The following is an 18,578-nucleotide window of genomic DNA, read 5'->3' on the forward strand; positions in this document are numbered from 1 at the left end:
GCGCGGCGGCGCGACAGGGGCGAAGCGGCTGCGCGGCACCGCCCCGCCCGCATACCGTCGCAGGTGATGGGTGTGGAACAGGCGTGGACCCGACCGGCGCGGCGGCACCGCCCGGTGCGCACCGGGCTGTTCCTGGGTGGCCTCGCCACCGGCCTGTGCCTGGTCGGGGTGGCCGGGCTGGGCGTGTGGAACGCGCAGGTCGTGGTGGGCGCGACCGGCCCGGTGCGGGAGACCGCCGACGGGTTCTTCCGGGAGTTGTCCGCGGGGCAGGTGGAGCAGGCCTACCGCCGGTTGTGCGCGCAGACCCGGGGCCGGTGGAGCGAGATCGGTTTCGCCGGGTGGGTCCGCACCCCACCGGTGGTCACCGGCTACGAGATCCTCGACGTGTCGGTACGCACCAAGGGGGGTCGGCCCGCCGGTGAGGTGGCGGTGCGGGTCACCCGCGACGGTGGGGCCGCCGAGCAGCGTCAACTGCCGGTGGTGAAGGAGGACGGCAGGTGGCGGGTCTGCGGGGACCCGTACTGAACCCGTCCGCTCAGGCCCGGGGGCCGAGATCGCCGGAGCGGTAGTGCCGCCGGCACAGCACCTGGTAGCGCACGTCGGCGGTGTCGACGGTGTCCCCGATGACGACCTGCGCCCCCTCACGGACCACCCGGCCGGCGACGACCCGGGCGTTGAGCAGGCCCTCCCGGCCGCACCAGCACAGCACCTCCACCTGGATGCGGGCCACCTCGTCGGCGAGTTCGAACAACCGCCGGGCGGCCGGGAACAGGCAGGACCGGAAGTCGGTGGCCAGGCCGAAGGCGTACACGTCGACGTCGTAGCCGTCGACCAGCTCGGCCATCTGCTCGACGTGCGCCACGTCGTAGAACGACGCCTCGTCGCAGATCAGGTAGTCGATGCGGACCCCCTCGGCCCAGGTGTCGCGGACCAGGGCCCGCAGGTCCAACTCGTCGGTCACCTCCACCGCCGTGTGGGCCAACCCGATGCGGGTGGTCACCTGCGGGCCCAACGACCTGTCGATGCGGGTGGTGACCAGCCCCCGCCGCCCCTGCCGGGCGTGGTTGTAGTTCATCTGCAACGCCATCGTCGACTTGCCGCAGTCCATCGGACCCCAGAAGAACTTCAACGCGGCGGCGTGCAACGGGCGGCCGTCGACGCCCCGCGCGGCGGCGCAGCCGGCCCCGCCGTCATCCGGGCCGGGAAGCGGGCGGGCCAGGCAGGTAGGGGTGGCAGCGGCGTCGTCGGTCACGTCGGGGCAGCCTAGCCCATCGGCACGGGTGGATCGGGCCGATGGTCAGAGCACCCGGGGCGGGGTGTTGCCGGCGGCGATGATGGCCCGGCGCATCGGCACCGCCGCCAACAACGCGAACCCGACCACGAAGAAGATCAGCAACGACACCAGACCCACCCGGTAGGAGGAGGTGAGCTGGAAGACCAACCCGAACGCCAGTGGGCCGAGCCAACTGGTGCCCTTGTCGCTGATCTCGTAGAACCCGTAGTACTCGCCCTCCTTGCCGGCGGGGATGAGCTGGCTGAACAGCGACCGGCTCAACGCCTGGCTGCCGCCGAGGACCAGACCGATCGCCCCACCGAGGATCATGAACGGCAGCGGCGCCTCGGCGGGCAACCGGAACGCCCCGATGATCACCCCGGTCCACAGCACCAGCGACAGCAGCACCGTCTTCCACGCGCCGATGCGCCGGGCCAACGCCCCCAACGCCAACGCCCCACCGAAGGCGAGGAACTGCACCAGCAGGATCGTCACGATCAGGGTGCTCTGCCCCAGCCGCAGCTCCTCGGTGCCGTACTGGCTGGCCAGGGTGATCACCGTCTGGATGCCGTCGTTGTAGACCAGGAACGCCAGCAGGAAGTACAACGTCAACGGGTACGCCTTGACCTCCCGCAAGGTCCGCCCCAGCTGCCGGAACCCGTCGGTGACGACGTTGCGGCCCGCACCGCGTACCGCCTCGACGGTGGGATGGTCGCGCAGCCACCGCAACGGCACCAGGGTGAACACCGCCCACCACACCCCGGCCGACACGATCGACCAGCGCGCCAGGTCCAGGGTGCGCTGCGGGTTGTCGTCCTCGCTGAGCAGCGTGACCGCCACCAGGTTCAACGCCAGCAGCACACCACCACCGAGGTAACCGATCGCCCAGCCGCGACTGGACACGGCGTCACGTTCGTCGGGGCCGGCGAGCTGCGGCAGGAACGAGTTGTACACCACCACCGCCGCCCCGAAGGCGATGTTGGCGACCAGGAACAACACCCCACCGAGCAGGTACCGCTCGCCGGTGACCAACGCCATCGCGACGGTCGCCCCGGCCCCGGTGAACGCCGCCCCGGCCAGCAGCCGCTTCTTGTGCAGGGTCCGGTCGGCGATCGCCCCCACCACGGGCAGCACGAACACGGTCAGGAACACCGACAACGAGATCAGGTACGGGTAGTACGAGCCGGCGGCGATCCGGATGCCCAACGGGTGCACGTACCCGTCGCAGCTGTCCGCGCCGAGTTCGCAGCCGGCCGCCAACTCGGTGACGGTGGTGAGGAACGGGCCGAGGAAGACCGTGATGACGGTCGTCTGGAAGGCCGAGTTGGCCCAGTCGTACAGGTACCAGCCACGCCGTTCCCGGCGCAGACCCGCCGGGGCGTCGACGGCGGTGGGGGTGGTGACCGGGTCGGCCATCATGGTCCTCGGGGCTCAGGCGGCCCAGTGGCCGCGGCTGCGGTAGACGTCGCGCAGCACGCCGACGTGATCGGTCATGATGCCATCCACACCACGATCCAGTAAGTCGTGCATCTGGGCAGGTTCGTCGATCGTCCAGACGTGCACCTGCAACCCCGACCGGTGGCAGTAGGCCAGGAACCGGCGGTCGACCACCGGCACCCCGCCGTAGCGGGGCGGCACCTGCACCGCCACCACCGACTCCGGCAGCCGCACCGGCCGGCCGTGCCGCGACGCCCACCACAGCCGGGCCACCCCCCGCATGCCCAGCCCGGTGGCGACCCGCCCTGCGGTGGCCGCCCGCAACCGGGCCAGCCGGGCGTCACTGAACGACGCCAGCAGCACCCGGTCGGCCGCGCCGGCCCGGGTCACCGCCGCCACCGCCGGGGCGACCCCACCGTCGGCCTTGACGTCGATGTTGAACCGGACCTGCGGCCACCCGGCCAGCACCTCGTCGAGCCGGGGTACGACCGTCGCACCGCCGACCCGCACCGACGCCAGGTCGGCCCAGCGCAGGTCGGCGATGCGTCCCCGCTGCCCGGTGACCCGGTGCAGGGTGGCGTCGTGGAAGACCACGCACACCCCGTCGGCGGTGGTGTGCACGTCGGTCTCCACGTACCGGTAGCCCAGGTCGACGGCCCGGGTGAACGCGGCGACGGTGTTCTCGTCTCCGTCGGCGGCACCCCCACGGTGGGCGAAGGCCAGCGGGGCGGGGGCGTCCAGGAAACCGGGACGGATCAGCACGCAACGCAGTATGCCCGTCCGCGGCGACCCCCGGGTGGCCGACCGGCAACGTGTTTCGTGGGTGGCGGGTCAGCTGACGGTGGGGCGGCGGTGGACCCGGCTGGTGTCGACGGGGCGGCCCGGGTCGACGTGCCGGGGCCGGTCGGGTTCGTCGGCGCGCAGCGGGGCCAGGGTGTCGGTGATGGCGTCGATGATCCGGTCGGTGCCCCGGCGGGCCGCACCGGGTGCGGTGGGGGAGAGGTCCCGCAGGTCCAGCGGCGCACCGAAGCGGACCCGGATGACCGGGCGGCGCACCAGCGCCCGGGCCAGCGCCCGCAGCATCCCCCGGGGCGCCCGGTAGGGCAGCACCTCGTGCGACCCCCACTGGGCGACGGGCACCACCGGGGCGGCGCAGGCCATGGCGAGGCGGGCGGTGCCGGTCTTGCCGCGTTCGGGCCACATGCCGGGGTCCAGGCCGATGCGTCCCTCCGGGTAGACCAGCACCACCGACCCGGCGGTGACCGCGGCGGCGGCGGCGTCGAGCGCCCGGCGTACGCCGGTGGTGCCCCGGTCGACGCGCAGGTGCCCGGCGTGGCGCATCAGCGCGCCGAGGCCCGGGGTGCGGAACAGCCCGCCGGTGGCCATGAAGCGGGGTGCCATGCCCCGGGCGCGGCAGGCGGCGCCCAGCACGATGGGGTCGAAGGGGCTGATGTGGTTGGCGGCCAGGATCAGTGGTCCCCGGCGCAGGTGCGCGGGGACGTCCCCGCTGACCTCCAGCCGGGCGAACAGGGCGACGACCAGCCGGGCGAACAGTTGGGCGGCACGCCAGAACAGGGGTGGCTGCCAGCCGGGGGGCGGGGTGTCCATCAGTCGCCGATGGTCGCACGGGTGTGGGGGAGGGCCGGACCCGGGTCGTGCGGCCTGTGGTGATCAGGGTCATTGGTCCCGGGCCGGATCGGGACCCCCGGCCCTGCCACCCGAACTACGACACGCAGTAGTATTTACTACGTCTCGTAGTATTAACGGCAGGGGGATCTCGGTGGACGCGTTGGACGTCGCCCGCTGGCAGTTCGGTGTCACCACCGTCTACCACTTTCTCTTCGTACCACTGACCATCGGACTGTCCGTCCTGGTTGCCATCCTCCAGACCCGCTGGCACCGCACCGGCGACGAGAAATACCTCAAACTCACCAAGTTCTACGGCAAACTCTTCCTGATCAACTTCGCCATGGGCGTCGTCACCGGCATCGTGCAGGAATTCCAGTTCGGCATGAACTGGTCCGACTACTCCCGCTTCGTCGGCGACATCTTCGGCGCACCCCTGGCCATCGAAGCCCTCGTCGCCTTCTTCCTCGAATCCACCTTCATCGGCCTGTGGATCTTCGGCTGGGACCGACTCCCCAAACGCCTGCACCTGGCCAGCATCTGGGCCGCCGCCATCGGCACCAACCTGTCCGCCTACTTCATCCTCGCCGCCAACTCGTTCATGCAGAACCCCGTCGGCTACCGCTTCAACCCCGACACCGGACGCGCCGAACTCACCGACTTCGTCGCCGTCCTCACCAACAAGGTCGCCCTGATCACCTTCCCGCACACCCTCGCCGGCGCCTTCCTCGTCGCCGGCTCCCTCGTCACCACCGTCGGCCTCTGGCACCTCATGCGCCACCGCACCAGCCCCGACACCGACGCCTACCGGTACGCCACCCGCTTCGGCGCCTGGGTCGTCCTGATCTCCTCCACCCTGGTCCTGCTCACCGGCGACATCCAAGGCAAGATCATGACCCAGGTGCAGCCGATGAAGATGGCCGCCGCCGAGGGCCTCTACACCACCGAGAGCCCCGCCTCGTTCTCCGTACTCACCATCGGCAGCCTCGACGGCAGCCGCGAGGTCTTCGCCCTCAAGATCCCCTACCTGCTGTCCTACCTCGGCACCGGCGACCCCAACGGCACCGTCCACGGCATCAACGACCTCCAGGCCCAGTACGCCAGCCAGTACGGCCCCGGCAGCTACACCCCGATCATCCCGGTCACCTACTGGAGCTTCCGCTTCATGATCGGCTTCGGACTCGCCGCCGCCGCCATCGCCCTGCTCATCCTCTGGACCCAACGCAAAGGCCGCACCCCCACCAACCGCTGGCTGCTGCGCGCCGGCCTGATCATGCCCGCCCTGCCGCTGCTCGCGAACTCCTTCGGCTGGATCTTCACCGAGATGGGCCGCCAACCCTGGATCGTCTTCGGCGAAATGCTCACCCGCGACGGCGTCTCCCGCAGCGTCTCCCTCACCGAAGTCCTCACCTCCTTCACCGCCTTCACCCTCATCTACGCCGTCCTCGCCGTCATCGAATTCAAACTCCTCATCCGCTACGCCCGCGCCGGCGTACCCGACGTCACCCCCACCCCCGACGACACCGACGACGCCGAGCGCCCGCTCGCCTTCGCCTACTGACCCGGAGCCCCACCGTGGAACTCACCACCATCTGGTTTCTCCTCGTCGCCGTGCTCTTCACCGGCTACTTCATCCTCGAAGGCTTCGACTTCGGCGTCGGCATGCTCCTGCCCATCCTCGGCCGCGACGACCGGCAACGCCGCGTCCTCATCAACACCATCGGCCCCGTCTGGGACGGCAACGAGGTCTGGCTCATCACCGCCGGCGGCGCCATGTTCGCCGCCTTCCCCGAGTGGTACGCCACCCTCTTCTCCGGCTTCTACCTGCCCCTGCTACTCATCCTGCTCGCCCTCATCGCCCGCGGCGTCGCCTTCGAATACCGCCACAAACGCCCCGAAGCCTCCTGGAAACGCCGCTGGGACCACACCATCTTCTGGGGCTCCGCCATCCCCGCCCTACTCTGGGGCGTCGCCTTCGCCAACATCTTCCGCGGCGTACCCCTCGACGCCGACCACGAATACGTCGGCGGCCTGATCGACCTGCTGCACCCCTACGCCCTGCTCGGCGGCCTGACCACCCTCGGCCTGTTCCTCACCCACGGCGCAGTCTTCCTCGCCCTCAAGACCACCGGCGACATCCGCCACCGCGCCGGCACCCTCGCCGTCCGACTCGGCGCCGGCACCGCCGTCGTCGCCGTCGCCTTCCTCACCTGGACCCTCACCATCCGCTCCAACCCGGCCGCCGTCGTGCTCACCGCCGCCGCCGCCCTCGCCCTGCTCGGCGCACTCGCCGCCGCCCGGGTACGCCGCGAAGGCTGGGCGTTCACCGGCACCGCCCTGGCCATCGCCCTCGCCGTGGCCACCCTCTTCACCGCCCTGTTCCCCAACGTCATGCCCTCGACCCTGGACCCCGCCGGCACCCTCACCGCCACCAACGCCGCCTCCACCCCCTACACCCTGAAAATCATGACCTGGGTGGCGGTGATCTTCACCCCGATCGTCCTCGCCTACCAAGGTTGGACCTACTGGGTGTTCCGCAAGCGAATCGGGGTACAGAACATCCCGCAACACTGAAAGCGCGCGAGGGGCGCGGGGACGCGGGGCCGGGGCGAGGGGGTCGCACCGGCCCCGCAACGCGCCCCGGCACAAACCGATCGCCACCCCACCCACCCACCGCTATCGTCGCCCGCATGCACCACACCCCCCACGTCCGGGAACTCACCGACGACGACGCCACCGCCGCCTGGCACCTCGGCCGCACCGCCTTCGGCTCCGACCCGCAACCCCCACCACCACCCACCAACACCCCCGGCACCACCCGCTACGGCGCGTTCGACCACACCGGCCGCCTCATCGGCAAAGCCGTCGACCTGCACCACGACCAGTGGTGGGACGGCCACACCGTCGCCGCCGCCGACATCGCCAGCGTCGCCGTCACCCCCGAAGCCCGCGGCCGGGGCGTCGCCCGCGCCCTACTCACCACCCTGCTGCGCGGCGCACACGACCGGGGCGCCGCCATCAGCGCACTCTTCCCCACCGTCGCCGCCCCCTACCGGGCCTGCGGCTGGGAAACCGCCGGCACCCTACGCACCGTCGACCTACCCACCGCCCTGCTCACCCGCCACCAGCCCAGCCCACACCTCACCGTCCGCCCCGGCACCCCCGCCGACCTCACCGCCGTCGACGAACTACACACCCACACCACCCGACACCGCCGCGGCCTACTCGCCCGCACCGGCCCCCTGCACGAACACCACCGCGCCCGCCACACCACCGCCAACACCCTGCCCTACGACGGCCTCACCCTCGTCGAACACCACGGCCACCTCGTCGGCTACGCCGGCTGGAACCGCCGCGACGGCTACGGCGACCAGGGCACCCTCACCATCGAAGACCTCACCGCCACCACCGCCGACGCCGCCCGCGAACTCGTCGGCATCCTCGCCAGCTGGCACAGCGTCGCCCCCACCCTGCGCCTCACCCTGCTGTCCGGCGACCCCCTCACCCCCCACCTGCCCGTGGAGAAGGCCCGCGAACACGAACAGGACACCTGGATGCACCGCCCCGTCGACGTCACCCGCGCCATCCGCGACCGGGGCTGGCCGGCACACCTGCACGGCACCACCACCTTCACCCTCGACGACCCCCTCGCCGACTGGAACACCGGCACCTGGCACCTGGAGATCACCAACGGCGACGCCGACCTACGCCGCACCACCACCCCCGCCGACCTGCACCTCACCGTGCGCGGCTTCGCCCTGCTCTACACCGGCGCCGCCACCGCCCGCACCATCGCCCAGGCCGGCCTGCTGCACCACCCCACCGGCACCGACCCCGCCCCCCTCGACCTGCTCGCCGCCGCCGGCCCCGCCCAACTCGGCGACTACTTCTGACCCCCACAGGTTCCGGCACCCACCGCGCGACCGCCCACAACGCCCCCACCGCACCACACCGGCCGCTACACCACCCCGGCACACGCACCCACCCGCGCCGCGGTGACGCCCCGACCGCCGCAACAGCCGCCGGGCCGCCCACCACGAACCAACCTCAACGGGCCTCGCGCAACTCCGCCAACCGCGCCTCGATCTCCGCCAACTCCGCCCGCAACTTCTCCGCCTGCTGCTCCGCCTCCGACCGCTCCGCCGACAGGATCTGCTCCACCGCCTCCTGCACCCCCGGCACATCCACCAGCGCCACCATCCGCAACGCCTCCGCCGGCTTGACCACGTACGGCTTCGCCAACGCCTTCGCCCCCTGCTGCGCCGCCACCGTCCACTCACCGTCGGCGTACGCCAACGTCACCGTCAACCCCGCCGGACCCTTCGGCTTCGCCACCTTCGCCGGCCGACGCGCCGCCGGCTTCTCCACCACCGGCTCCGGCTTCGACTCCACCCTCGACTCCTCCCGCCGCTGCACCGGCACCCGGGGGGTGTCCAGCACGAACTCCGGCTCCGCCTTCGCCGTCGACTCCACCTGCTCCACCACCGGCTCCGCCTTCGCCTCCACCACCCGACGACCCGCCCCCCGCGGCGCCACCGCCACATCGGCGGGGGAGAAGGGCAACTCGTCGCGCCCGAACCGCACCACCACGAACTCGTCGGACACCGCCGGATCGGTCAGCTCCACCACCTGACCCACCTGACCGGCGATCTGCCCCGCCGACGCGGTGAACACCACCTTCGGCTTGCGCCCCGCCGTCAACGCCTCCCGGATGCCGCGTACCTCGTCATCGGACAAACCCTGGCCCACCATCACAACCCTCTTTCGTACACGTGTGTCATTCCTGCCTTGATACCAGTCGACGGCGACATCCGGAAGATCAACCCCCCAGCACCCGCAACGCCTCGTCGGCGTGCTCGTTCATCCCCAACTCGCTGTGCACCACCGCCAGCACCCGCCGATCCACCCCGATCACGAACGTCATCCGCCGGGTGCTCAACGGCCCCAACGGCAACCGCCGCCGCACCCCGAAAGCCTGCGCCACCACACCCTCGACATCCGACAACAACGGATAGTCGAACCCGTGCAACCGGGAGAACTCAGCCTGCTTCGCCACCGGATCCCGACTGATCCCCACCCGCTGCGCACCCACCGCCGCGAACTCCGCCGCCAGATCCCGGAAATGGCAACTCTCCGCCGTGCACCCCCGGGTCATCGCCGCCGGATAGAAGAACAACACCACCGGCCCCGACGCCAACAACTCCGACAACCGCCGCGGCGTACCCGTCTGATCCGGCAGCTCGAAATCCTCCACCAGATCGCCGACACTCACACCCACCACACACCTCCACCGGTCCGTCCGAAACGCGGTGAGCGTAAGCGATCGACCCACCAACCCACCCACCACCGCACCGCAACCCGTGCACCCCGCCCACCCGCGGTACCGTCGGCCCACCGCACGCCAGGCCCACAGGGGGAGTACCGCATTGACTCCGGTCACCATCATCACCGGCGGCAGCCGCGGCATCGGCGCCGCCACCGCCCGCCGACTCGCCACCGAAGGCCACCACCTCGTCATCGGCTACCGCCGCGACCACGCCGCCGCGGCCACCGTCACCGCCGACATCCACCGCCTCGGCCGCCGCGCCGTCGCCGTCCCCGCCGACACCACCGACCCGACCCACATCGACCGCCTCTTCACCGCCGCCGCCGACCTCGGCCCCCTCACCGCCCTGGTCAACAACGCCGGTGTCACCAGCCCCATCGGCCCCTTCACCGACCTGCGCCCCGACGACCTGCGCCGGGTCGTCGACGTCAACCTCATCGGCTACGTCCTCTGCGCCCAACAGGCCGCCCGCCGACTCACCTCCGGCGGAGCCATCGTCAACATCTCCTCCGCCGCCGCCACCCTCGGCAGCCCGGGGGAGTACGTCCACTACGCCGCCGTCAAAGCCGCCACCGACACCCTCACCATCGGTCTGGCCAAGGAACTCGCCCCCCGCGGCATCCGGGTCAACGCCGTCGCCCCCGGCATCATCCGCACCGACATCCACGCCGACTCCGGCGTACCCGACCGACCCGACACCGCCGCCGGGCGCATCCCACTGGGCCGCGCCGGCGAGCCCGACGAGGTCGCCGGCGCCGTCGCCTGGCTGCTCGGCCCCGACGCCACCTACACCACGGGCACCGTGCTGCGCGTCGCCGGCGGCCTGTAGCCGGCCCGGTGCTCGCCCAGGGGCACGGAAAGGGACTTGCGCACCCGACGCAGGCAGCTAATGCTACATCCGTAGCATTTAAGGAGAGCTGATGTCACCACTTGAGACAGCGCCGCACCGCGAGGTGGTCCTGCCACCGGGCTGGGCCCCGTACGCCGTGACCGGGGACACCACCGGGAACCTGTGGATGACACTGGTGACCCCGCCGGGACTCGCACGATTCGATCCCGCGGACACCGCCACCGGCGGTGGGACCACCTCCGCGGTGCGCCACGAACGCCTCCCACACAGCCACGGCCATCCGATGCAGCTGACCGTCGCCCCCGACGGCGCGCTCTGGTGCACCAGCACCGACGACCGGCTCAGCCGCCGAGACCTCCACGGCGACCACACGGTGATCGACCTGGCACCCGGCTCAGCGCCCTACGGCATCGCCGCCGCACCGGACGGGGAGGTCTGGTTCACCGCACCCGGGCTCAACCAGATCGGCAGGATCGTCACCACATCGGGGGACATCACCATGCTCGACCTGCCGATTCCCGACGCGCGGGCGGCGATGCTCACCGTCGACGACGCGGGACGACCGTGGGTCGCGCTCAACGCTGCCGGCGCCCTCGCCTACGTGCACGACGGCGCGGTACGGACCGTCGAACTACCCGGCGGCCGGGCACCGGCCGCACCGGTCGGCATCGCCGCCTGCGCCACGGGGATCTGGTACGCGGACATCGCCGGCGGCTGCGTCGGCAGGGTCGACTCGTCCGGCTCGACAGAGAAGATCAGCTTCGCCGACCCCGCCTGTCGGCCCCACGCCGTCGCGGCCGACACCGACGGCGGATGCTGGGTCACCCTCTGGGGCACCGCCCAGTTGGCCCGGATCACCGCGGACGCAGACGTGACCCTCCACCAGTTGCCCGGGCGGGAACCGCACGGCCTGTGGGTCGAGGACCGCCTGGTGTGGGTGGCGATGGAGAGCGGATCCCTGGTCGCGGTCGAGAAGGGAAACAGCGCGACCCGCTGACCCGACGCCGAGACGGACACCGCGCCCGGCCCGCCGATCTCCCTGGTTCCTCTCCGGAACCGCACGGCGACGCACCCGTCGCACACTGCCGGGCCGACCGACGCTGCGCTGCGGGCCACCGGGCTGAACGCCGAACGGTCGTCGACCTGCCGGGCCGACCCCTCTCCAAGAATTCGATAATGCACATTATGTAAAGTTGACCGGATCGGGGCGCTCCTCCCATGGTCCGCGCCTGCGGCGTGACCATGGGTGGCGACGTGGCTGCCGGTGCGGTCGCCGTCATGGGTCGACCGCCGTCCGGCCTGGCGGGCACGAAACCCGGACCCCGGCTGGCGAGCCGCTCCTGGCCGCCGTCTGAGCAGCGGCATCACGAGCCCGGTGAGCAGCCCGTGGCCACCTCAGGTGGCGCACGGACCGGCACGGAGGGCCGGACCGGTTTCGGCAGCGTGTGGCCGGGATCCGCCCGACGGCATGCGTCCCGCGCGCCACTCCCCTTCCCGGTGGCCATGAACCCGAGAAAGCTGCATAATATCCCTTATGCATGACATTCGGCACGAATCGGTTGAACGACTCATCGAGGAGTTCCTGACCGCGCGGGCCACCCGTAAGCCCTCCCCGCACACCCAGGATGCCTACCGGCGGGACCTGCGCAGCGTCGCGGCGTTGGCCGGCGCGGAGCACTCCCCTGCCCTGCCCCTGGACGCCCTGATGATCTCCGCCCTCTCCCCCCGGGTGATGCGGGCGGCGTTCGCCCGGTTCGCCGCACCCCGGGCGGCGGCGTCGGTGCACCGGGCCTGGTCGAGCTGGAACGGGTTCTTCTCGTTCCTGGTGGCCGAGCAGGTGGTGGCGGGCAACCCGATGCCGGCGGTGGGGCGTCCCCGTACCCCGCTCCCCCAGCCCAAGCCGTTGCGCGGTGAGGACACCCCGGAGTTGCTGCTGGCGTCGGTGTCGCGGGAGGACGGGCGGCAGCGTGATCCGTGGCCGGAGCGGGACGTCGCGGTGCTGGCGTTGGCGTTGTGCGCGGGGCTGCGCCTGGCGGAGCTGCTGGCGTTGCGGGTGTCGTCGGTGTCGGGGCGGGCCGGTGAGCGGCGGGTGGCGGTGGCCGGTAAGGGTGGCCGGCCGAGGGTGGTGCCGGTGGAGCCGGAGTTGGACGAGGTGGTGTCGGCCTACCTGGACAGTCGGCGGCGGCGGTTCGGGGCGCGCAGCGTACGCCCGGACGGGGTGTTGTTGGTTGACCGGCAGGGTGATCCGCTGCGTCGGGGCGGGTTGCAGTACCTGGTGGATTCCTGTTACCGGCGGGCGGGGATCACCGACCGGGTGCCGGCGGGGGCCCGGTTGCACGCGTTGCGGCACACGTTCGCCACCCGGTTGGCCGAGGACGGGGCGGGGGCGGCGGAGATCATGCGGTTGTTGGGGCACGCGTCGTTGGCGTCGTCGCAGACGTACATCGAGGTGACGGCGGGTCAGCAACGGGCGGCGGTGCGGTCGAACCGGACGAACCGGGTGTTGGTGGGGTTGGTGTCGGATCAGCTCGGGCGGTAGGAGCAGCGGGTGCCGGTGCTGATCGTGGTGCGTAGGTGGTCGCCGAGTACGGGGTCGCTGGTGGTGATGCGGTCCAGGGCGCGGCGGATGGCCTTGCCGACGGCGATGCGGGCCCGTTCGGTGTTGCCGGTGAAGGTGCGGTCGCGACCGTGGAGTCCGGTGCGGGCGGCGAGTTCGTCGATGAGCCACTGGCGTTCGGTGCGGGCCTGTTCGGCGCGGTGCGGGTCGTGGGCGTTGTCGGCTTCGTCGATGGTGGTGTCGAGGTCGCGTAGTCGTCGCCGGTAGGCCCGTTTGGCGGTGTCGTCGAGGACGGGTTGGCGGTCGGTGGTGGTGTCCGCTGCGTCGCCGGCGAGTTGGATGGCGGGGATGTCGTGTCCGGGGTTGGCGATGAGGATGGCGAGGTATCGGGCGCCGACGCAGTCGTCGATGGTGGCGGTGCGGTGGCCGAGGGTGAGTTGCCAGTGTCGGCCGTGGCGGTGGCATCGGATGTGGGGGCGGTGGGGGGTGTGTGGGCGTGGTGGTGGGGTGGGGAGGGTCATGCCGAGTTCGGTGGCGTCGGTGTGGGCGAGTTGGCGTTGTCGTTCGGCTTCTCGGCGGTCGTGTTGGCCGGAGCGTTGGTCGAGGGCCTGGGCCAGTCGGGCGCGGGAGAGGGTGGCGGCGGGGAGGTGGCCGAGTCTGAGGTTGTCGTGTACTGCGGCGTGGAGGTGGGTGATGGCGCGGTCGGTTTCCCCGGCGGTGAGGGCGGCGGTGCCGAGGGTGTGTTGGGTGCTGCCGAAGCAGGTGATGGCGAGGCTGGCGAGCATGGGTCGGTCGGCGTAGGGGGTGAGGAGGTCGTATGCCTCGGTGGCGAGGTGACCGTCGTCGAGGAGGTGGGCTGCTTCGACGATGCCGTGGAGGGTGACGAGCCAGCTGCTGGAGCGGGGCAGGGTGGTGAGGTCGTTGCCGTGGAGGCGGGCGAGGGCGGCGGTGGCTTCGCGGCGGTGTCCGGCGAGGGCGGAGGCGACGGCGAGTGCTGCCTGGTAGGAGTGGTCGACGGTGCTGAGGGTGGGTGAGACGGCCAGTGCGCGCAGCATCGGGAGGTGGTCGGCGAGGTGGCCTTGGTACCAGGCGATGGTGGTGAGGTGGGCGCCGTGCCAGCCGGTGGTGTCGGCGTCGCCGGCGGTGGTGCCGCGTTGGGCGCAGGTGGCGGCGCGGGCGCGGGCTTCGGTGAGTTTGCCGGCGCGGATGGTGAGCATGACGTCGATGGCGTGGGCGACGTAGGACACGGCGAGGTGGTTGTGGTGGGTGAGGTGGGTGTGGAGTTCGGCGAGGCTGCGTTCGGCTTGGGGGTCGGTGTCGAGGAACTGGTCGACGGTGCGCCAGAGGAGGGCGACCGTGAGGTCGCTGGGGCGGCCGGTGGCGAGGGCGGCGGTGAGGGCGTCCTGGCTGAGTTCGTGGCGTAGTCGGGTGTGGTCGGGGCCGAGGAGGCAGTGGTGGGCGAGGCTTGCGGTTTCGGTGAGGGCGACGGGGTCGCCGGTGGCGCGGGCCTGGGTGACGAGGGTGAGGGTGTCGTTGTGGGTGGCGGTGCGGTAGTCCTGTTCGGCGGCGAGTCGGGCGCGTAGTCGGATGCCGAGGGGGGTGTGGGGGTCGGTGGTGGCGATGGCGTGGTGGAGGCGGTGGAGCAGGAGGGTGGCGTCGCTGGTGGTGCGGTGTTCGTGGACCCAGAGGCCGCCCATGCCGGTGACGGCGAGGGTGCGGGTGTGGTGGTCGCCGGTGGCTTCTGCGGCGCGGTAGGCGGCGTCGAAGTGGATGCGGCTGGTGGTGAGGTCGCCGTCGGTCCACAGGGCATCGGTGGCGCGGCGTAGCAGTTCGGTGGGGTGGGTGGATGTGGTGGGTGTCCTCACGGGTCACACCTCTCAATGAACCGAGTCAATGGGGTGATTGAGGTGAGTCTCGCATCGGTTTGGTTGGTGGCGTCAACTGCGTTCGCGGCCGGGAATCCGACATTGGGGGGTTTTGCGTGGCTGGGTGTCTGTTGATTGCACCGAGGTTGTGGTCGGATTGCTCGGAGGTGTTGCGGGGGCGCGGTGCGGGCAGGGTTCGGTGGAGGTGAGGGGTGACGGTGCGGGACGATTTCCGGCTGGTGGCCGATGCGGTGGCGGCTGATATCCGGTCCGGGCGGATGCGGCCGGGGCAGCGGCTGCTGCCCCAGCGGGAGTTCGCCCGGCGTCACGGGATGGCGGTGTCGACGGCGGCCCGGGTCTATCAGGAGCTCGCGCGGCGGGGTCTGGTGGCCGGGGCGGTGGGTCGGGGCACGTTCGTGGTGGATTTCTCGGTGCGGTCGGGGGACGCGGACCTGGTCGATCTGGAGGCCAACTTTCCGGTGTTGCCGGGGCAGTCGTCGATGGTGGCGCGGGCGTTGGGGCGGGTGTTGGCACCGCCGGGCCTGGAGGCGGCGATGCATCCGGTGCCGGTGACCGGGTCGCGGGAGTCGCGGCGGGTCGGTGCGTCCTTCCTGTCCCGGCCGGGGTGGGTGGTGGACTCTGAGCGGTTGTTGTTCACCGGTAGTGGGCGGCAGGCGATCGCGGCGGCCATGGTGGCGTTGGTGGCGCCGGGGCAGCGGCTCGGGGTGGAGGAGTTGACGTATCCGGTGGTGAAGACGATCGCGGCGCGGCACGGTGTGACGTTGGTGCCGATCGGTATGGATGGGGAGGGGTTGAGTGCGTCGGCGTTGGAGCAGGCGCATCGTCGGGCGCCGCTCGCGGCGGTCTACCTTCAGCCCACGTTGCACAACCCGTTGGGGGTGACGATGTCGGCGGCGCGGCGCATCGAGTTGGGTGGGCGGCTCGCGCGGTTGGGTCTGGTCGCGATCGAGGATCGGATCAATTCGTTTCTGCACGACGAGGAGTTGCCGTTGGCCGCGCATGCTCCGGAGCAGACGATCCTGGTGGACAGTTTGTCCAAGCGGGTGGGTGCGGGGCTCAATCTGGGGTTGCTGGTGTGTCCGGCGGGGTTGGCCGGGCGGGTCGCGGCGGCGGTGCGTTCCGGTACGTGGGGGGTGCCGGGTGTGGCGTTGGCGTGTGCGACGGCGGTGTTGGCTGATGGTACGGCGCAGCGGATCGTGCGGCTCAAGCAGCAGGACGCGCGGTTGCGGCAGGCGGTGGTGGCGGAGGTGCTGGCCGGGTTCGACGTGCGTGCTGATCCTCGGTCGTACCACGTGTGGTGGCGGTTGCCGGGTGGGTGGTCGACGGGGGCGTTCGTGTCGGCTGCGGCCCGGCAGCGGGTGGTGATCAGTCCGGCGGCCGACTATGCGGTGGTGGGGGTGCCGGTGCCGGATGCGGTGCGGTTGTCGACGTCGTCGCCGGATGTGGAGACGTTGCGGGGCAGTGTGGCGTTGCTGGCGGCGATTGCGCGGGGGGCGCCGGAGGAGGTGGGTGCGGCGTACTGAGGGGGCCGGAACGGGGTGGCACGGGGTGGAACGCCGTTAGGGGTGTCCGTGCTGGTGTCCTGATTCGGAGGAGACATGTCCCGTGTTCACAGAGTGCTCTGCCTGCTGGTGGCGGTGGTCCTCGCCGGGTTGACCGGTGCGGTGCCGGCGTCGGCCGGGTCGGGTGTGTCAGCGGTCCCGGTGTCGGCGGGGTCGGGTGTGTCAGCGGTCCCGGTGTCGGCGGGGTCGGGTGTGTTGGCGACGCCGCCGAGTGCGGTCGTCGACTGGGAGGGCCTGCCGACGTGGAGTGGTGGGTACGGCCCGATGCGTAACCAGAGCAATGGTCTCAAGGCGCTGCGGTACGCGGAGCGCGACTACGGCATCAATCTGAACTGGACCGACTGGCCGAATTCGCGGTGGGAGGTGTACGGGGAGGGTCTGCCGACGAACGCGCCGATCACGAACACCACGAAGGTGGCGTTGCGGGTTCCGGGCGGGGGTTACCTGCGGTGGGGTGCGCAGAGCTGGGGCATCGACCTGGTCTGGTCGGCCACTGCGGTCTACGAGTGGAACGTGATCACCACGGCGGGTGGTCAGGCGTTGTTCAATCGCAGCCGTAACGACTATGTGGTGTATGGCAGCCGGCCGTGGGGGGTCAACCTGATCTGGTCGGGTGATGCGATGGTCACGCCGCCGGATTCGGGGGCGACGGGGGTGCGGACGTTGTTGACGTACAACTGTCACAACGACCGGCGGCCGCTGCGCATCTGGATCAACGACATGGACGCCGGGGGTGTCTGGACGGATCTGGGTCTGTTGGGTTCGCAGTGGAGTGGCAGCAGCTGTCCGGTGGGTTCGCCGTTCAACTACTCGCCGACGGTGGCCAATCACCGGATCCAGGTGGTGGCGGTGGACTACAGCGCCCCGGGGTGTGCGAACGATCCGGTCATCGGGTCGTGTCGTCGGTCGATGGTCGGCATCATCAGCAATCCGGCTGGTGGGGTCGCGCAGATCACGGTCTCGTAGCAGGTCGGTCAGTGGGGCCCGGTCGTCGTGTGGCGGCCGGGCCCGGCGCGTGTGGGGTGGCGGGGCCCGGTGGGCGGTGGGGTGTGGCATGGTGGGGGTGGATGCGACTGGCGGCACGGGGATGGGTCAACCATCGGGGAGCTCGTCGCGGAGGTCGACCGCCTGGGCCTTCGTGGTCGAGGTGTGCCATGTCTGTTTCCTCTTGCCCCTCCCCCACGTCTGGTACGGCCCGGTTGTTGCCGGGTGGGCCGGTGGCGGAGCGGATTCTCGCCGAGGTCGCCGAGGGGGTGGCGGCGTTGCGGGCGGTCGGGGTGGTGCCGTCGTTGGCGACGGTGCTGGTCGGTGACGACGACGCGAGTGTCGGGTATATCCGGATCAAGTCCCGGCAGGCGGCGGAGTTGGGTTTCGCGTCGCCGCATGTGCGGTTGCCGGGGTCGGCGACGCAGGCGGATCTGCATCGGGTGTTGCGGGATCTCAACGACGATGCCGGGGTGCATGCGGTGTTGGTGCAGCATCCGGTTCCGGGGCATCTGGATTACGACCGGGCGTTGGAGGTGTTGGATCCGGATTCCGACGTGGACGGGATGCATCCGGTGAACATGGGCCGGTTGGCGTTGGGGTTGCCGGGGCCGTTGCCGTGTACGCCGGCGGGGGTCGAGGCGTTGTTGGCGTTCCACGGGGTGCCGGTGGCGGGGCGGGAGGTGGTGGTGCTGGGTCGGGGTGCGACGTTGGGTCGTCCGTTGGCGATGTTGTTGGCGCAGAAGCGGCCGACGGCGAATGCGGCGGTGACGGTGGTGCACACGGGGGTGGCGGACTGGCCGCGGTACACGCGGCGGGCGGAGATTCTGGTGGCGGCGGTGGGGGTGCCGGGGATCGTGCGGCCGGAGCATGTGCGTCCGGGTGCGGTGGTGGTGGGTGGTGGGGTGCGGTATGCGGGTCGCCGGTTGTTGCCGGATGTGGACGAGGCGTGTGCGCGGGTGGCGGGGGCGATCACGCCTCGGGTGGGTGGGGTGGGTCCGACGACGGTGGCGATGCTGTTCCGTAATGCGTTGCGGGCGGCGCAGCGGGCTGCGGGTCGGGGGTGACCGGTGGTGG

The 18,578-nt window shown here is 71.2% G+C and carries 17 protein-coding genes and 1 riboswitch; of the genes, 10 read left to right on the top strand and 7 right to left on the bottom strand.

Annotated elements, in window-relative coordinates:
• Window positions 1-66 precede the first annotated feature (66 nt).
• Window positions 67-525 (top strand): Rv0361 family membrane protein, encoded by a 459-nt coding sequence (locus ACQP2H_RS15460; RefSeq protein ID WP_219462031.1) that lies wholly within the window; start codon window positions 67-69, stop codon window positions 523-525.
• A 10-nt stretch (window positions 526-535) separates the two neighbouring features.
• Here ACQP2H_RS15460 and ACQP2H_RS15465 read toward each other — a convergent pair whose 3' ends face one another.
• From ACQP2H_RS15465 to ACQP2H_RS15480, 4 genes are all read right to left on the bottom strand, one after another.
• Window positions 536-1,252: a thymidine kinase gene (locus ACQP2H_RS15465; protein WP_208565933.1), complete on the bottom strand. Its 717-nt coding sequence runs from the start codon at window positions 1,250-1,252 to the stop codon at window positions 536-538.
• 45 nt (window positions 1,253-1,297) lie between these two features.
• The gene (locus ACQP2H_RS15470; RefSeq protein WP_219462033.1) at window positions 1,298-2,689 is read right to left on the bottom strand and encodes an MFS transporter; all 1,392 of its coding nucleotides are present in this window, start codon (window positions 2,687-2,689) and stop codon (window positions 1,298-1,300) included.
• Window positions 2,690-2,704: 15 nt separating this feature from the next.
• Window positions 2,705-3,472, bottom strand: coding sequence for a glycerophosphodiester phosphodiesterase (locus ACQP2H_RS15475; protein WP_433233306.1), 768 nt, complete (start codon window positions 3,470-3,472; stop codon window positions 2,705-2,707).
• 69 nt (window positions 3,473-3,541) lie between these two features.
• Window positions 3,542-4,318 carry a lysophospholipid acyltransferase family protein gene (locus ACQP2H_RS15480; protein WP_433233308.1) on the bottom strand — a complete coding sequence of 259 codons (777 nt, stop codon included), beginning with the start codon at window positions 4,316-4,318 and terminating at the stop codon, window positions 3,542-3,544.
• Window positions 4,319-4,490: 172 nt separating this feature from the next.
• Between ACQP2H_RS15480 and ACQP2H_RS15485 the strand changes: the two genes are divergently transcribed.
• The 3 genes from ACQP2H_RS15485 (at window position 4,491) to ACQP2H_RS15495 (ending at window position 8,229) form a co-directional block, all read left to right on the top strand.
• Window positions 4,491-5,897 (top strand): cytochrome ubiquinol oxidase subunit I, encoded by a 1,407-nt coding sequence (locus ACQP2H_RS15485; protein ID WP_208565929.1) that lies wholly within the window; start codon window positions 4,491-4,493, stop codon window positions 5,895-5,897.
• A gap of 14 nt (window positions 5,898-5,911) precedes the next feature.
• The gene (cydB, locus tag ACQP2H_RS15490; protein WP_433233310.1) at window positions 5,912-6,910 is read left to right on the top strand and encodes a cytochrome d ubiquinol oxidase subunit II; all 999 of its coding nucleotides are present in this window, start codon (window positions 5,912-5,914) and stop codon (window positions 6,908-6,910) included.
• A 116-nt stretch (window positions 6,911-7,026) separates the two neighbouring features.
• Entirely contained in the window at window positions 7,027-8,229 is a 1,203-nt protein-coding gene (locus ACQP2H_RS15495; protein ID WP_433233312.1) for a GNAT family N-acetyltransferase, read from the top strand.
• A 154-nt stretch (window positions 8,230-8,383) separates the two neighbouring features.
• On the opposite strand, the gene ACQP2H_RS15500 is transcribed toward ACQP2H_RS15495, so the two are convergent.
• The gene (locus ACQP2H_RS15500) at window positions 8,384-9,088 is read right to left on the bottom strand and encodes a hypothetical protein (protein WP_208565926.1); all 705 of its coding nucleotides are present in this window, start codon (window positions 9,086-9,088) and stop codon (window positions 8,384-8,386) included.
• 67 nt (window positions 9,089-9,155) lie between these two features.
• Entirely contained in the window at window positions 9,156-9,617 is a 462-nt protein-coding gene (locus ACQP2H_RS15505; protein WP_433233314.1) for a peroxiredoxin, read from the bottom strand.
• Between the two features lie 145 nt (window positions 9,618-9,762).
• Here ACQP2H_RS15505 and ACQP2H_RS15510 point away from each other — a divergent pair, with 145 nt between their 5' ends.
• The 3 genes from ACQP2H_RS15510 (at window position 9,763) to ACQP2H_RS15520 (ending at window position 13,051) form a co-directional block, all read left to right on the top strand.
• Window positions 9,763-10,491 (top strand): SDR family NAD(P)-dependent oxidoreductase, encoded by a 729-nt coding sequence (locus tag ACQP2H_RS15510; RefSeq protein ID WP_219462046.1) that lies wholly within the window; start codon window positions 9,763-9,765, stop codon window positions 10,489-10,491.
• A 91-nt stretch (window positions 10,492-10,582) separates the two neighbouring features.
• Window positions 10,583-11,509 carry a Vgb family protein gene (locus ACQP2H_RS15515; RefSeq protein WP_433233317.1) on the top strand — a complete coding sequence of 309 codons (927 nt, stop codon included), beginning with the start codon at window positions 10,583-10,585 and terminating at the stop codon, window positions 11,507-11,509.
• Between the two features lie 537 nt (window positions 11,510-12,046).
• On the top strand, window positions 12,047-13,051 hold the full coding sequence (locus ACQP2H_RS15520) for a tyrosine-type recombinase/integrase (RefSeq protein ID WP_219462049.1): 1,005 nt from the start codon (window positions 12,047-12,049) through the stop codon (window positions 13,049-13,051).
• Here ACQP2H_RS15520 and ACQP2H_RS15525 read toward each other — a convergent pair.
• Window positions 13,036-14,934, bottom strand: coding sequence for a hypothetical protein (locus tag ACQP2H_RS15525; RefSeq protein ID WP_219462051.1), 1,899 nt, complete (start codon window positions 14,932-14,934; stop codon window positions 13,036-13,038). The two genes, ACQP2H_RS15520 and ACQP2H_RS15525, sit on opposite strands and share 16 nt — an antisense overlap.
• Window positions 14,935-15,152: 218 nt before the next feature.
• Between ACQP2H_RS15525 and ACQP2H_RS15530 the strand changes: the two genes are divergently transcribed.
• The 3 genes from ACQP2H_RS15530 to ACQP2H_RS15540 all read left to right on the top strand — a co-directional run bounded on the left by ACQP2H_RS15530 (window position 15,153) and on the right by ACQP2H_RS15540 (window position 18,568).
• Window positions 15,153-16,478: a PLP-dependent aminotransferase family protein gene (locus ACQP2H_RS15530; RefSeq protein WP_433233319.1), complete on the top strand. Its 1,326-nt coding sequence runs from the start codon at window positions 15,153-15,155 to the stop codon at window positions 16,476-16,478.
• Window positions 16,479-16,553: 75 nt separating this feature from the next.
• Window positions 16,554-17,483, top strand: a complete 930-nt coding sequence (locus tag ACQP2H_RS15535) for a hypothetical protein (RefSeq protein ID WP_219462055.1) — start codon at window positions 16,554-16,556, stop codon at window positions 17,481-17,483.
• Between the two features lie 93 nt (window positions 17,484-17,576).
• A riboswitch (ZMP/ZTP riboswitch) is annotated at window positions 17,577-17,658 on the top strand.
• Window positions 17,659-17,671: 13 nt separating this feature from the next.
• Entirely contained in the window at window positions 17,672-18,568 is an 897-nt protein-coding gene (locus tag ACQP2H_RS15540; protein ID WP_433233321.1) for a bifunctional 5,10-methylenetetrahydrofolate dehydrogenase/5,10-methenyltetrahydrofolate cyclohydrolase, read from the top strand.
• The last annotated feature ends 10 nt before the right edge of the window (window positions 18,569-18,578 follow it).

Origin of the sequence: Micromonospora sp. CA-248260, assembly GCF_050942205.1 — a bacterium.
Lineage (GTDB): Bacteria > Actinomycetota > Actinomycetes > Mycobacteriales > Micromonosporaceae > Micromonospora > Micromonospora antibiotica.

Coding starts and splice junctions, on each gene's coding strand:
- ACQP2H_RS15460 (WP_219462031.1), top strand. CDS start 67: ATGGGTGTGGAACAGGCGTGGACCCGACCGGCGCGGCGGCACCGCCCG.
- ACQP2H_RS15470 (WP_219462033.1), bottom strand. CDS start 2,689: ATGGCCGACCCGGTCACCACCCCCACCGCCGTCGACGCCCCGGCGGGT.
- ACQP2H_RS15480 (WP_433233308.1), bottom strand. CDS start 4,318: ATGGACACCCCGCCCCCCGGCTGGCAGCCACCCCTGTTCTGGCGTGCC.
- ACQP2H_RS15495 (WP_433233312.1), top strand. CDS start 7,027: ATGCACCACACCCCCCACGTCCGGGAACTCACCGACGACGACGCCACC.
- ACQP2H_RS15500 (WP_208565926.1), bottom strand. CDS start 9,088: ATGGTGGGCCAGGGTTTGTCCGATGACGAGGTACGCGGCATCCGGGAG.
- ACQP2H_RS15515 (WP_433233317.1), top strand. CDS start 10,583: ATGTCACCACTTGAGACAGCGCCGCACCGCGAGGTGGTCCTGCCACCG.
- ACQP2H_RS15520 (WP_219462049.1), top strand. CDS start 12,047: ATGCATGACATTCGGCACGAATCGGTTGAACGACTCATCGAGGAGTTC.
- ACQP2H_RS15535 (WP_219462055.1), top strand. CDS start 16,554: ATGTCCCGTGTTCACAGAGTGCTCTGCCTGCTGGTGGCGGTGGTCCTC.
- ACQP2H_RS15540 (WP_433233321.1), top strand. CDS start 17,672: ATGTCTGTTTCCTCTTGCCCCTCCCCCACGTCTGGTACGGCCCGGTTG.